The 14,199-nt window shown below is 39.2% G+C and carries 15 protein-coding genes and 4 tRNA genes; all 19 read right to left on the bottom strand.

Annotated elements, in window-relative coordinates:
* Nucleotides 1-60: 60 nt before the first annotated feature.
* Nucleotides 61-3,873: a DNA-directed RNA polymerase subunit beta gene (rpoB, locus tag AAFN64_RS03275; protein WP_300492146.1), complete on the bottom strand. Its 3,813-nt coding sequence runs from the start codon at nt 3,871-3,873 to the stop codon at nt 61-63.
* Between the two features lie 259 nt (nt 3,874-4,132).
* Nucleotides 4,133-4,501 (bottom strand): 50S ribosomal protein L7/L12, encoded by a 369-nt coding sequence (gene rplL, locus AAFN64_RS03270; RefSeq protein WP_347759268.1) that lies wholly within the window; start codon nt 4,499-4,501, stop codon nt 4,133-4,135.
* A 61-nt stretch (nt 4,502-4,562) separates the two neighbouring features.
* A complete protein-coding gene (rplJ, locus tag AAFN64_RS03265; RefSeq protein WP_347759267.1) occupies nt 4,563-5,063 on the bottom strand; it encodes a 50S ribosomal protein L10 in 501 nt (166 codons plus the stop codon).
* Between the two features lie 22 nt (nt 5,064-5,085).
* Nucleotides 5,086-5,775 carry a 50S ribosomal protein L1 gene (gene rplA / locus AAFN64_RS03260; RefSeq protein WP_347759266.1) on the bottom strand — a complete coding sequence of 230 codons (690 nt, stop codon included), beginning with the start codon at nt 5,773-5,775 and terminating at the stop codon, nt 5,086-5,088.
* Between the two features lie 18 nt (nt 5,776-5,793).
* Complete coding sequence (rplK, locus tag AAFN64_RS03255; protein WP_136402310.1) at nt 5,794-6,231, bottom strand: 50S ribosomal protein L11; 438 nt, start codon at nt 6,229-6,231, stop codon at nt 5,794-5,796.
* A 64-nt stretch (nt 6,232-6,295) separates the two neighbouring features.
* Entirely contained in the window at nt 6,296-6,847 is a 552-nt protein-coding gene (gene nusG / locus AAFN64_RS03250) for a transcription termination/antitermination protein NusG (RefSeq protein WP_136402309.1), read from the bottom strand.
* Between the two features lie 10 nt (nt 6,848-6,857).
* Nucleotides 6,858-7,058 (bottom strand): preprotein translocase subunit SecE, encoded by a 201-nt coding sequence (gene secE, locus AAFN64_RS03245; RefSeq protein WP_136402308.1) that lies wholly within the window; start codon nt 7,056-7,058, stop codon nt 6,858-6,860.
* Nucleotides 7,059-7,073: 15 nt separating this feature from the next.
* Nucleotides 7,074-7,144 (bottom strand) — tRNA-Trp (locus tag AAFN64_RS03240).
* 53 nt (nt 7,145-7,197) lie between these two features.
* Entirely contained in the window at nt 7,198-8,385 is a 1,188-nt protein-coding gene (gene tuf / locus AAFN64_RS03235; RefSeq protein WP_136402307.1) for an elongation factor Tu, read from the bottom strand.
* Between the two features lie 56 nt (nt 8,386-8,441).
* Nucleotides 8,442-8,513, bottom strand: a tRNA-Thr gene (locus tag AAFN64_RS03230).
* Between the two features lie 24 nt (nt 8,514-8,537).
* Nucleotides 8,538-8,622, bottom strand: a tRNA-Tyr gene (locus AAFN64_RS03225).
* Nucleotides 8,623-8,651: 29 nt separating this feature from the next.
* Nucleotides 8,652-8,725 (bottom strand) — tRNA-Thr (locus AAFN64_RS03220).
* A gap of 148 nt (nt 8,726-8,873) precedes the next feature.
* Nucleotides 8,874-9,176: a ribosome-associated translation inhibitor RaiA gene (gene raiA, locus AAFN64_RS03215; RefSeq protein WP_136402306.1), complete on the bottom strand. Its 303-nt coding sequence runs from the start codon at nt 9,174-9,176 to the stop codon at nt 8,874-8,876.
* A gap of 19 nt (nt 9,177-9,195) precedes the next feature.
* The gene (locus AAFN64_RS03210) at nt 9,196-10,104 is read right to left on the bottom strand and encodes a tyrosine-type recombinase/integrase (RefSeq protein WP_347759265.1); all 909 of its coding nucleotides are present in this window, start codon (nt 10,102-10,104) and stop codon (nt 9,196-9,198) included.
* Nucleotides 10,105-10,177: 73 nt separating this feature from the next.
* Nucleotides 10,178-10,372: a 30S ribosomal protein S21 gene (rpsU, locus tag AAFN64_RS03205; protein ID WP_136402304.1), complete on the bottom strand. Its 195-nt coding sequence runs from the start codon at nt 10,370-10,372 to the stop codon at nt 10,178-10,180.
* Nucleotides 10,373-10,588: 216 nt separating this feature from the next.
* Nucleotides 10,589-11,731, bottom strand: coding sequence for an acyl-CoA dehydrogenase family protein (locus AAFN64_RS03200; protein ID WP_136402303.1), 1,143 nt, complete (start codon nt 11,729-11,731; stop codon nt 10,589-10,591).
* A 16-nt stretch (nt 11,732-11,747) separates the two neighbouring features.
* Nucleotides 11,748-12,629: a helix-hairpin-helix domain-containing protein gene (locus AAFN64_RS03195; RefSeq protein ID WP_347759264.1), complete on the bottom strand. Its 882-nt coding sequence runs from the start codon at nt 12,627-12,629 to the stop codon at nt 11,748-11,750.
* 6 nt (nt 12,630-12,635) lie between these two features.
* On the bottom strand, nt 12,636-12,863 hold the full coding sequence (locus tag AAFN64_RS03190) for a PspC domain-containing protein (RefSeq protein ID WP_211089520.1): 228 nt from the start codon (nt 12,861-12,863) through the stop codon (nt 12,636-12,638).
* 40 nt (nt 12,864-12,903) lie between these two features.
* Nucleotides 12,904-14,175, bottom strand: a complete 1,272-nt coding sequence (locus AAFN64_RS03185; protein ID WP_347759263.1) for a DUF2851 family protein — start codon at nt 14,173-14,175, stop codon at nt 12,904-12,906.
* Nucleotides 14,176-14,199: the final 24 nt, after the last annotated feature.

Below are 14,199 nucleotides of genomic sequence, written 5' to 3'. Positions count from 1 at the left end.
CTATCGATTTATTTAAAACGCTATAAAAGGGAGTAATCCGAAGACTACTCCCGTGTAAATTTATTCTTCTAATCTGATGTCTAATCCAAGACCTTTCAATTCATGCATTAATACATTGAATGATTCTGGTAATCCTGGTTCCGGCATAGTTTCTCCCTTAACGATAGCTTCGTAAGTTTTCGCTCTACCAATAACGTCATCCGATTTAACAGTCAATATTTCTCTCAATGTGCTGGAAGCACCGTAAGCTTCAAGTGCCCAAACCTCCATCTCTCCGAAACGCTGACCTCCGAATTGCGCTTTACCTCCAAGAGGCTGTTGCGTAATCAATGAGTACGGACCGATAGAACGTGCGTGCATTTTATCATCAACCATGTGTCCTAATTTCAACATGTAGATAATACCTACCGTTGCCGGCTGGTGGAAACGTTCTCCTGTTCCTCCGTCATACAGGTATGTATGTCCGAATCTTGGGATTCCCGCTTCGTCTGTTAAGGCATTGATTTCATCCAAAGAAGCTCCGTCGAAAATTGGCGTTGCAAATTTCTTACCTAGTTTTTGTCCTGCCCATCCTAATACGGTCTCATAAATCTGACCGATGTTCATACGGGAAGGTACCCCTAGTGGATTCAATACGATATCAACCGGTGTTCCGTCTTCAAGGAATGGCATATCCTCCTGACGAACGATCTTAGCAACAATACCTTTGTTACCGTGACGTCCCGCCATTTTATCACCCACTTTCAGTTTACGTTTCTTAGCGATGTAAACTTTAGCCAGTTTTAAAATTCCGGATGGTAATTCATCTCCAACAGTGATGGTGAATTTCTCTCTTCTCAAAGCACCCTGAAGGTCGTTTAACTTAATTTTATAGTTGTGGATCAAGTCGTTCACCATGGCATTGGTTTCATCGTCTGTAGTCCACTGACCTTTTGTTAAGTGTGCGAAATCTTCAACTGCATACAACATTTTCTGTGAGAATTTTTTACCTTTTGGTAATACTTCTTCACCTAAATCGTTCATTACACCCTGAGATGTTTTTCCATTAACGATGTCGAACAATTTTTCTACCAATCTGTCTTTCAATTCATTGAATTTCACTTCAAATTGGGTTTCCAATAGTGCTAAATCGTCTTTGTCTTTAGAACGTTTGCGTTTATCTTTTACCGCTCTTGCGAATAATTTTTTGTCTAATACCACACCGTGTAATGATGGTGACGCTTTTAATGAAGCATCTTTTACATCACCCGCTTTGTCACCGAAGATTGCACGTAAAAGTTTCTCTTCCGGAGTTGGATCGGATTCTCCTTTTGGTGTGATTTTACCGATCAGGATGTCACCAGGTTTAACCTCGGCTCCGATTCTGATCATACCGTTTTCATCCAAATCTTTAGTCGCTTCCTCACTTACGTTCGGGATATCGTTGGTTAACTCTTCGTTACCCAATTTCGTATCACGCACTTCCAATGAATAGTCATCCACGTGGATTGACGTAAAGATATCGTCGCGAACTACTTTTTCGGAAATTACAATCGCATCCTCGAAGTTATACCCTTTCCAAGGCATGAACGCTACTTGTAGGTTACGTCCTAAAGCAAGCTCTCCGTTTTGCGTTGCATATCCTTCACAAAGTACTTGTCCTTTTGCAACTCTATCTCCTTTTCTTACGATTGGTTTTAGGTTGATTGACGTACTCTGGTTGGTTTTTCTAAATTTAATTAACTGATACGTTTTCTCGTCCGGATCGAAGCTAACCGCTCTTTCCGCATCGGTTCTGTCGTATTTAATGGTAATCATGTTCGCATCAACGTACTCAACAGTTCCGCTTCCTTCCGCATTAATCAATACTCGGGAATCAGACGCCACCTGACGCTCTAATCCGGTACCAACAATTGGTGCTTCTGGTCGTAATAAAGGAACTGCCTGTCGCATCATGTTCGATCCCATCAACGCACGGTTCGCATCATCGTGTTCCAAGAATGGAATTAACGATGCTGAAATCGATGCAATCTGGTTCGGTGCTACGTCAGTATAGTGAACAACGTTTGGCTCAACAACCGGGAAGTCACCTTCTTCACGAGCAATAACTCTGTCGGCAGTGATCGTTCCGTTCTCGTCCATTTCGATATTCGCCTGCGCGATCATCTTACCTTCTTCTTCTTCTGCGCTTAAATAGATTGGTGTTTCAACCAGATTCACTTTACCGTTTTCTACTTTACGGTATGGTGTTTCGATGAATCCCATTCCATTTACTTTCGCATAAACTCCAAGAGATGAAATCAAACCAATGTTTGGTCCCTCCGGCGTTTCAATCGGACATAAACGTCCGTAGTGCGTATAGTGAACGTCACGTACCTCGAAACCGGCTCTCTCTCTCGAAAGACCTCCAGGTCCAAGTGCAGACAATCTTCTTTTGTGTGTGATCTCAGCCAATGGATTCGTTTGGTCCATAAACTGTGATAACTGGTTGGTTCCGAAGAAAGAGTTGATCACCGATGATAATGTTTTGGCATTAATCAAATCGATTGGTGTAAACACCTCGTTATCTCTAACGTTCATTCTTTCGCGGATGGTTCTGGCCATACGGGCTAAACCTACACCAAATTGTGCCGACAATTGTTCACCAACGGTACGTACACGACGGTTTGATAAGTGGTCGATATCATCAATCTCAGCTTTAGAGTTGATCAATTCGATCAGATATTTTACGATTGTAATGATATCCTCTTTGGTCAACACTTGTTTTTCCATTGGGATATCCAAACCTAATTTTTTATTCATTCTGTAACGACCAACTTCACCTAAGTTATAACGTTGATCTGAGAAGAATAATTTATCGATAATACCACGAGCGGTTTCCTCATCAGGCGGTTCTGCGTTACGCAACTGACGGTAAATGTGCTCTACGGCTTCTTTTTCAGAGTTGGTAGGGTCTTTTTGTAAGGTATTGTGGATAATCGCGTAATCCGCCTGGTTGTTATCTTCTTTGTGTAACAAGATGGCTTTTACGTTGGCATCGATAATTTCCTCTACATTGTCTTTATCCAAAATCGTATCACGATCCAAGATAATTTCGTTACGCTCAATCGATACTACTTCTCCCGTATCCTCATCTACGAAGTCTTCATGCCATGTATTTAAAACACGTGCAGCCAAACGACGACCGATATATTTTTTAAGACCGGTTTTAGAAACTTTGATTTCTTCAGCAAGGTCAAAGATTTCCAAGATATCTTTATCTCTTTCAAATCCGATAGCACGGAAAAGAGTAGTTACTGGTAATTTTTTCTTTCTATCGATATAGGCGTACATAACGCTGTTGATATCGGTAGCAAATTCAATCCAAGATCCTTTAAAAGGAATTACTCTGGCAGAGTATAATTTTGTTCCATTCGCATGGAAAGATTGTCCGAAAAACACACCCGGTGAACGGTGTAACTGAGAAACAACAACACGCTCGGCTCCGTTGATTACGAAAGTTCCGCTTGGTGTCATGTATGGGATTGTACCTAAATACACATCCTGAACTATCGTTTCGAAGTCTTCGTGTTCCGGATCGGTACAATACAATTTTAAACGTGCTTTTAACGGCACACTGTAGGTTAATCCTCTGTCGATACACTCTTCAATAGTATAACGTGGCGGATCAACAAAGTAATCAAGGAATTCCAATACAAATTGATTTCTTGTATCTGTAATTGGGAAGTTTTCCATGAAGGTATTATATAGACCTTCGTTACCTCTTTCGTCAGATTTGGTTTCCAATTGGAAGAAATCTTTAAAAGATTTTACCTGAATATCTAGGAAATCCGGATAATCAGGGATGTTTTTCGTCGAGGCGAAATTTAATCTTTCAGTCTGATTTGTTAACATCAATGGACAAAATTTTGATTAAAAAAAAGTAATTTTGTGTAAATACACAGAGTAATTGTACTTTCTTTTTTAAACCGATACATCTCTGAAAATGAACAGAAAGTTATATTTCATTTTCTTTCTTCGTACCGATTAAAAGGGGTTGCATTTCAAATTATTGTACACTAGAAGATACCATAATTTTATTATACGCAAAATGGTTTAGGCCTTTGAGATTTTTTCTCAAGGCCTAAACCTAGCTTTTTAGAGTAAGCTTAGCTTATTTAAGCTCAACTACTGCTCCAGCCTCTTCTAAAGATTTTTTAAGACCTTCAGCCTCGTCTTTAGAAACACCTTCTTTAACATTTGAAGGAGCACCGTCTACTAAATCTTTTGCTTCTTTAAGACCTAAACCTGTTAATTCTTTAACAGCTTTAACTACTGCTAATTTAGAAGCTCCAGCATCTTTCAATACTACAGTGAATTCTGTTTGCTCTTCAACAGCAGCAGCATCACCACCACCTGATACAACTACAGCAGCTGCAGCTGGCTCAATTCCATACTCGTCTTTTAATATCGTTGCTAATTCGTTAACTTCTTTAACTGTTAAGTTAACTAGTTGTTCTGCGAATTGTTTCAAATCTGCCATTTTTTCTATCTTTTAAAATGATTTGTAATTATATAATTTATTATGCGCGTTCGTTGGAATACTATTCCTCAGTTCCTTCTTCGTCCTTAAATTGATTTTTAAGAGCAGAGATAACTCTCTGTGCAGGAGACTGAAGTAATCCGATGATTTCTCCGATAACCTCTTCTTTCGATTTAAGAGAAGCTAACGATTCTAATAGGTTATCTCCAATGTAGATTTCCTCGTTGATGTAAGCTCCTTTTAATAAAGGCTTATCCGATTTTTTACGGAATTCTTTGATAATTTTTGCAGGAGCATTTGCGATGTCTGCAATTAAAATAGAAGTGTTTCCTTTTAAAACTGTTGGTAATTCACCGTAGTTGTTATCAGAAGCTTCCATTGCTTTTTCCAACAATGTATTCTTCACAACCTCCAATTTAATACCAGCTTTAAAACAAGCTCTTCTTAAGTTTGAAGTAGTATCTGCGTTTAAACCAGAAATATCTGCTAAATAAACAATATTAGCACCAGCTAACTGTGCAGTTAAATCTTCAATCGCGATTGATTTTTCTTCTCTAGTCATACTAAAAATTTTTAACTACCAATTATACCGCTTTAGGATCTAAGGCGATAGCAGGACTCATTGTTGATGAGATGTGGATACTCTTAATATAAGTACCTTTTGCTGCAGTTGGTTTTAATTTGATTAACGTTTGAATAATTTCGTGAGCGTTCTCAGAAATTTTATCAGCCTCAAAAGAAACTTTTCCGATTCCAGCGTGAACGATACCAGTTTTGTCAACTTTAAAGTCAATTTTACCAGCTTTCACTTCTTGAACAGCTTTCGCTACGTCCATAGTAACCGTTCCGGTTTTAGGGTTTGGCATTAAACCTCTTGGACCTAAAATACGTCCTAATGGTCCTAATTTACCCATTACAGCCGGCATAGTGATGATTACATCAACATCTGTCCAACCGTCTTTGATTTTTTGCAAATAGTCGTCTAATCCTACGTGATCAGCACCAGCAGCTTTCGCTTCTGCTTCTTTATCCGGAGTAACTAATGCTAAAACGCGAACGTCTTTTCCTGTACCGTGTGGTAACGCAACCACACCTCTAACCATTTGATTCGCTTTTCTAGGATCTACTCCCAAACGAACTGCGATATCAACAGACTCATCAAATTTTGCAGAAGCAACAGTTTTGATCAATGCAGATGCATCTTTCAAGCTGTATAATTTGTTCTTCTCAATTTTTGAAGCAGCCTCTTTTTGCTTTTTTGTTAATTTTGCCATGTCTTTTTCTTTTTACGATTAAAAAGGAGCGTTTCCTGATACAGTTATCCCCATAGATCTAGCTGTTCCTGCTACCATACTCATTGCTTTCTCAATTTCGAAAGCATTAAGATCTTGCATTTTGTCTTCAGCAATAGCTCTAATTTGATCCCAAGTAACGCTAGCTACTTTCTTACGATTCGGTTCACCTGAACCAGACTTCAACTTTGCAGCATCCAATAACTGAATTGCAGCAGGTGGCGTTTTAACAACAAATTCAAAAGATTTGTCTTTATACACAGTAATTTGTACTGGTAATACTTTGCCAGGTTTATCTTGTGTTCTAGCATTGAACTGCTTACAGAACTCCATGATGTTAACCCCAGCAGCCCCCAAAGCAGGTCCAACCGGTGGCGACGGATTCGCAGCACCTCCCTTAACTTGTAGTTTAACTACTTTACTAATTTCTTTTGCCATTTTTTAAAAAAATTTAGCACATCTTCATTGGAAGCGAATGATGTGGTTTGTATGTAACAAAAATTTATACTTTTTCTACTTGCATAAAGCTTAATTCCAATGGTGTTTTTCTTCCGAAAATCTTAACCATTACCTCAAGTTTACGCTTCTCTTCGTTCACTTTCTCTACGGTTCCATTGAAACCGTTGAAAGGTCCGTCGATTACTTTTACCGTTTCTCCTACTGAGTACGGAATTGCAGCGGTATCGGTTTTCACAGAAAGCTCATCTACTTTACCTAACATACGGTTTACTTCCGACTGTCGTAATGGTACTGCATCACCACCTTTTGTTTCCCCTAAAAATCCAATAACTCCTGTTATTGATTTTATTATATGCGGAATTTCTCCCGTAAGATTTGCTTCTATCATCACATATCCCGGGAAATAAACACGATCTTTGCTTATTTTCTTACCATCACGTACCTGTACTACTTTTTCTGTAGGAACAAGCACCTGAGAAATATAATCACTCATACCAAGACGGTTAATTTCCGTCTCGATATAGTTTTTAACTTTATTCTCCTGACCGCTAACCGCTCTAACTACATACCACTTTTTGACATTATTATCAGTCATATCAAAAAAATTAAGCCTTTTTTAATAAATTAAAGAATCCTCCCAGCACTTTGGCGAAAACAACATCCACTCCCCATGTTGCCAACGCGAATAAAATCGAGAAAATTGCAACAATGATGGTTAAACGTTGTACTTCAGACCACTCTGGCCAGGTCACATTTGATTTTAATTCCACAAATGCTTCCGATATGTAATTAACAACTTTTGTCATCATATTCTGTTTTTGCACGGGTGGAGGGATTCGAACCCCCATCAACGGTTTTGGAGACCGCTATTCTACCCTTGAACTACACCCGTATAAGTTAAAAACCAGCAGCATGAACTGCTGGTTTTTTTATTTCAAAATGAAATTAGTCTAAGATTTCAGTTACCTGACCAGCACCTACTGTTCTACCACCTTCACGGATAGCGAAACGTAAACCTACGCTTAATGCGATTGGGCTTAATAATTGTACTTCGATAGTCAAGTTATCCCCAGGCATAACCATTTCTACACCAGCTGGTAAAGAGATAGTACCTGTTACGTCAGTTGTACGTACGTAAAACTGTGGACGGTAGTTATTGTGGAATGGAGTGTGACGTCCACCTTCTTCTTTTTTCAAGATATAAACCTCTGCTTTGAATTTAGCGTGTGGTTTAACAGATCCTGGCTTAACGATAACCATACCACGACGGATATCAGCTTTGTCAATACCTCTTAATAATAAACCTACGTTATCTCCAGCTTCACCTCTATCAAGGATTTTACGGAACATCTCAACTCCTGTAATTGTAGAAGTCAATTTGTCAGCTCCCATACCGATGATTTCAACAGCATCTCCAGTATTAGCAACTCCAGTTTCGATACGTCCTGTAGCAACAGTTCCACGACCTGTAATTGTAAATACGTCTTCTACCGGCATCAAGAATGGCTTATCAACATCACGTTGTGGTAATTCGATCCAGTTATCAACAGCTTCCATCAATTCCATTACAGTAGCAACCCATTTAGGCTCTCCATTCAAAGCTCCTAAAGCAGATCCTTTAACTACTGGTCCGTTATCTCCATCATACTGATAGAAAGATAATAGATCTCTGATTTCCATTTCAACAAGCTCTAACAACTCAGCATCATCAACCATGTCAACTTTGTTCATGAAAACAACCATTCTTGGAACACCTACCTGGCGACCTAAAAGGATGTGCTCACGAGTTTGTGGCATTGGACCATCTGTAGCAGCAACTACCAAGATAGCACCATCCATCTGAGCAGCACCAGTAACCATGTTCTTTACGTAATCCGCGTGACCTGGACAGTCAACGTGCGCATAGTGACGGTTAGCAGTAGCATATTCTACGTGAGATGTATTAATAGTAATACCTCTTTCTTTCTCTTCAGGAGCGTTGTCAATCTGATCGAAGCTTCTTGCCTCAGATAAACCTGCATCAGCTAATACTTTAGTAATAGCAGCAGTCAAAGTTGTTTTTCCGTGATCTACGTGTCCAATAGTACCAATATTCAAGTGGGGTTTGGAACGATCAAAAGTTTCCTTTGCCATGATTTAATAATTTAATCTTAGTTATATAATTAGTGTTCAAATTCTTCTAAACCTTGAGCCAATGACGGGAATTGAACCCGTGACCTCTTCCTTACCAAGGAAGCACTCTACCCCTGAGCTACACCGGCTGGTGTTTTTCCGTTTCCGGAACCTGGTGGGGAGAGCAGGATTCGAACCTGCGAAGACTTAGTCAGCAGATTTACAGTCTGCCCTCGTTGGCCGCTTGAGTATCTCCCCTACGATTTTATTACAGTTACCAAACTTTGAGCCGATGGAGGGACTCGAACCCACGACCTGCTGATTACAAATCAGCTGCTCTAGCCAGCTGAGCTACACCGGCATCAGTAATAAAAAAGTCCGCTATTTCTAACGGACTGCAAATGTATAGAATTTATTTTTTAATCAAAACATTTTTCATCTTTTTTTTATTTCTTCTTAAATTTATTTTAGAAACAAATTCGTAAAGTCCTCAAAAAGAATCCTGTTGCTTAAATATGTGTTCTTATCCTACCTTTTCTTTTTAATAATAAACGCTCTAAAGAATCCGCAGACAGGTCGACTGCCTCTTCAAAACTTTTGCTTTGTTTTTTCACTACAAATTCATCTCCAGGAACACTGATTTTTACCTCCACTATTTTATTCTCTTTATCGCTGGTATTTTCAACTTTCAAAAACACGTCGGAAGAAACAACTTTGTCGTAGTACTTTTCTAATTTCCCTAATCTGTCATGAACAAAACCAATTAGCTTTTTGTCAACATTAAAATTGACAGCCTGAACATTTACTTTCATAATAAAAACTTTTAATGGGTTAATTTTCGGAATTATCACGACTTCTGGGATGCGCGTCCCGGTATACTTTTTTTAACTCAGCCAGACTGCTGTGTGTGTAAATTTGGGTCGACGACAAGCTAGCATGTCCTAACAATTCCTTAACTGAATTTATATCGGCACCATTGTTCAGCAAATGCGTCGCAAAGGTATGCCTAAGAACGTGCGGACTCTTTTTTACCTTTTCAGAGACAGTACTAAAGTAATCATTTATTAATCGATAAACAAACGATTCACTGACTTTGTTCCCTTTTTGGCTCAATATTAACAAATCATTATCCGCTATCGAAATTAACTTTTTTCTTTCCGTAAGATAACGATTAATTAATTTGTCTGTACAATCCAAAACGGGCAGCAAACGCTCTTTATTGCGCTTCCCTAAAACTTTTAACGTTTTCGAATACGCATTATAATCCACCCATTTTAACCCTATTAATTCCGAACGCCTTAACCCCAACGTATAGAAAAGCTCCACGATCAGACGGTTGCGGATTTCCTCAAACCCATCATCTTCCCCTAACTCTTCAAAAACCCGATCCAGTTCTTTTTCCGAAAACGGAATCTGAACCTTTCGCGCCACTTTTAACGCCTTATGTTTTTGAAGCGGATTAACTTCTATTTGCTTTGTTTTTAATAAAAACCGATAGAACGACTTTAAAGAAGACACTTTGCGGTTTACCGAGAGTGTCGCCATTCCCGATTCGACCAACGTTACAATCCAGGATCGAACATGACTGTAGTTTACTTTTTCCAGCGCCACTTCAAAACCCTGCTCTTCCAGAAAGGCCGCAAAAAACTGCACATCATTCACATAAGCCGTCAATGTGTGTCGCGAGTAGTTTTTCTCTTTCTGAAGATAGTCCTGATAGGCCTGTAAAGTTGTTCGCATACAAATAAAAAAACCGTTAGCAACAAAGTTAAAAAACTTTGCCGCTAACGGCTATAGTAAAATTCAAAAACTACTAATTCTCTAAAGAATCTCTTAGTGTCTGAATATAAGCTGCTTTTTGAATCTGAGCTCTTCTTGTTACTGACGGTTTCGTGAATGCCTGACGACTTCTTAATTGTCTAACAACTCCCGTTTTGTCGAATTTTCTTTTGTAACGTTTTAACGCTCTATCAATATTTTCTCCGTCCTTAATTGGTATAATCAACATAATATAACACCTCCTCTCGTTAATGGGTGCAAAAGTATAACTTTATTTTTGATTACAAAACAGAAAACAACATTTATTAAGCACATACATCCTAAAAATGCCCTTATATGCGTTATTAAACACACCTGACAGGTTTTTAAAACCTGTCAGGTGTAATCCAGGTGTACTAAAAAACCCGGTCTGTTGACCGGGTTTTTATACAATATGATCAATTTATTATCCTTTTAGAATATTTCTGGAGATAACCAGTTTCTGAATTTCAGTGGTTCCTTCTCCGATCGTACATAATTTGGAATCTCTATAGAATTTCTCAACCGGGAAATCTTTAGTATATCCATAACCACCGTGAATCTGAACGGCTTCATTAGCTACCTTAACACAAACTTCCGAAGCATACATTTTAGCCATAGCTCCTAATGTTGTTACCGGTTTGTGGTTATTTTTAAGGAACGCCGCTTTGTGTAGCAATAATTCCGATGCTTCAATTTCGGTTGCCATATCCGCTAATTTAAAGGAAATCCCCTGGAATTCGCTGATCGCTTTTCCAAACTGGTGACGCTCTTTCGAATATTTTAAAGCTGCTTCATAAGCTCCTTTCGCAATTCCTAAGGATAAAGCTCCAATTGAGATACGTCCGCCATCCAAAATTTTCATCGCCTGGATAAATCCTTCGCCTACTTCTCCCAAACGGTTAGCATCCGGAATACGACAATTGTCAAAAATCAATTCTGCCGTTTCGCTGGCACGCATTCCCAGTTTGTTTTCTTTTCTTCCACTTGAGAATCCCGGTGTTCCGTGTTCGATTACAAAAGCAGTCATTCCTCTGGAATCTCCTTTTTCACCGGTACGAACGATTACTACCGCGACATTACCCGATTTAGCATGCGTGATAAAGTTTTTTGCTCCGTTGATCACCCACTCATCACCGTCTTTAACTGCAGTGGTATTCATTCCACCCGCATCCGAACCAGTATTGTGCTCAGTTAGTCCCCAAGCTCCAATCCACTCGGCTGTCGCTAATTTTGGAATCCATCTCTTTTTCTGCTCTTCATTTCCGAATGTCAGGATATGGTTGGTACAAAGCGAGTTGTGTGCCGCTACCGATAAACCAATTGAAGGATCTACTTTTGATATTTCTTCTACAATAGTAATGTATTCATGGTAACCCAAACCGGATCCACCCAGTTCTTCCGGTACTAAAACCCCCATGAATCCCATTTCTCCTAATTTTTTGAATAAATCGACAGGAAAAGTCTGCGCTTCGTCCCATTCCATAATATTAGGACGAATGTTTTGTTCGGCAAAATCTCTGATCGACTGAGCGATCATCGCTTGCGTTTCATTGTATTCAAAATTCATTTTGCTGTTTGTTTGTTTAAAAATCCAAATATAAGGCAATTATATCAACTTTTTCAACTGGGAATTCTTTAATTTTTGTTAAGTCTTCTTTGGATTTTATCGGACCAATCATACTCCGATAGGTGATCATCTGCTTTGCAATCCCGTATCGGAAATACGGAAACTGCGCCAATTCTTTTAGCGAGGCGTTATTAATATCGATCTTTGTTATTTCCGGCGGAGTCAGTACCGGGAAATGCCGGATCAGTTGCTCGACCACTTCGTCCGACAATCCCCTGATATAGCGGAATTGTTCTGTGCTGACAAACGCACCGAATTTTTCTTTTTCTTTTATAATCCGTTCGGATAAGGCTTCCCCTATTCCGTATATTTTTCGCAGCTCCTCGCGGGTGGCTTTGTTAATATCAATCCGGAATTCTTTTTTTTCCTGTCGCTTTGCTATCGGATACGAAACCGCTTGTGTTTTAGGTGTTTTTTGATTGACCCAATCCGGGAATTTAAAGTAGGGCGCTATTTCGGCAAGTCGTTTTTCGTCCATTTGGGTAACCTGACGAAATTCCGCTATCGAGTTGACATATTTATTTTGAGAGCGAAAATGCTGTAACCGATCGATTTCAGCTACCGTCATTCCCAGCATGTATCCTTTATAATCGGAAATAAAATTCGGATTAAACGGCTGTAGTTTGATTTTGGATGCTTGATTCTCCCGTTTGAGACTGTCGATTGTGATTTGCTGCGACAGCCATTTTTCGGCTTCCGGATTTGTCACAGGAGTGTATTGCAATTGTCCGGTAAAATAAATCAGAAGTTGTATGCCCAGTAGTACCAACAACAATACAAAAATACCACTTCGCTGCGCCCGCGTATACTTTAGTCCGTATTTGTTGTTGCTGTCCATTTTTTATCAGAGGTCAAAAACGGAACTCCGTTTGGTATAAACCATATCTTTTAGGCGCAGCCAGAATGCCAGCGTCAGATAGACCCCAAACCACAAACCCACCGTAAAAAACGACAGGTAAATAAAAAACAGCCGAACACTCGTTGCCCGCATCCCTAAACGGTCGGCAAGTCGTGACGACACTTCAAATCCGTGTTTTTCAAAAAAATGACGTATGTTGGTGATCAGGTTCATCTGTTTTTAATTTGATTCAAAAATACGTTTTTCCTGTTGATTATCCCAATAGCTTTTTTCCGATATCACAATGCAGGCATCTTTTATAATTACAATATTCTTTTTTTAATTGTAGCATCGCCTGACTATCGAAAGCACTTTCGATCGTTATTCCCAATTGTTTAAACCGGTCGGTAATACTATTCCGTTCCGGTGCTATTTCCCGCGCCATGTCCAGTAATTCTTCCGAAAAATCATTTCCGAGATAACGGGCATATAAAAATCGTAGCGGCAAAATAGCGTTAATAAAAAGTAATTGCCGGAAACTTATGCTTATCTTTTTGACTTTCTCTTTTCCGGGACTTACCGTATCAAACCGATAATGGGTATTCCAATATTCCGGCATTTCAATAGTAAAGATCTTATAAAATGCATCAAGCGTATTACAATGAATAAGAGCATCAAATAAATTCGAATGTTTTTGATACAATCCGGCCAATTGTACCAGTCGAATCGTTGGAAAATTATCCGGTCGTACTTTATAAAATTGCAACGGGATGCCACCTTTCCAATGAAACCGGTACTTTTTCATTAGTTCCTTCCATTTTCGTTTACGATCACAAAAATACCGATCCTCCTTATCTTCGTCCAATAACGCTGCCATACCCAAAAACAGTGCTTCGAGATTGCCTGCAACATATCGTTCTTTCCGGATAATGGTAAACGGGACAGCTCTCGCAATCTGATAAAAAGCTTCGCTATTACTGTTTAATCCGAAGCTTTTCGCCAGACAACAAAACAAGGTTGCTTCCCAGTCGTTTTTATTTTCTTTTAACAGTATCTGAATCGGTTTTACTTTTCGTTCCAAACGTTCTAAAAAAAGGCGTTCTTTCCATTTTAGCCAAAAAATTGGTTCGATTGTGAGCAGGTCTTTTTCACAGAAAATCCAGTTTTTCGCTTTTATCAATCGATAATAATCCGATAAGAATTGATCCGGAACATAGTCTTTCAGTACCAATACCGGGATTTCGGAATCGTCGGGACGGAAAACAGCGATATCATGTTCCCAGACCACATGCAAAATTACAGGGTCGTATTTTTTATTGATCTCGTGTCGGTGATGGTACCAATCGGACGATTTTAAATGAATTTCCACATTACCCGCCCAATGTTGGTTTCCGATAATTAAACGAGCATTAAAAAAATCCGGCCCGTCTTCTTTGTGGTATTGCCCGGGATTAAGGACTTGTAGCGCTTCCCCTTGTATTGTTTTTAGCGGCAATGCGGTAATCTTCTGGTATTGCCAGATATAGTGTAAAAAAATTTCCTGCATGGCGTATAAAGTAAATCTCTAATT

The organism is Flavobacterium sp. CAU 1735 (genome assembly GCF_039888695.1).
Taxonomy (GTDB): domain Bacteria; phylum Bacteroidota; class Bacteroidia; order Flavobacteriales; family Flavobacteriaceae; genus Flavobacterium.
This window is presented reverse-complemented; position numbering and strand designations above follow the sequence as displayed.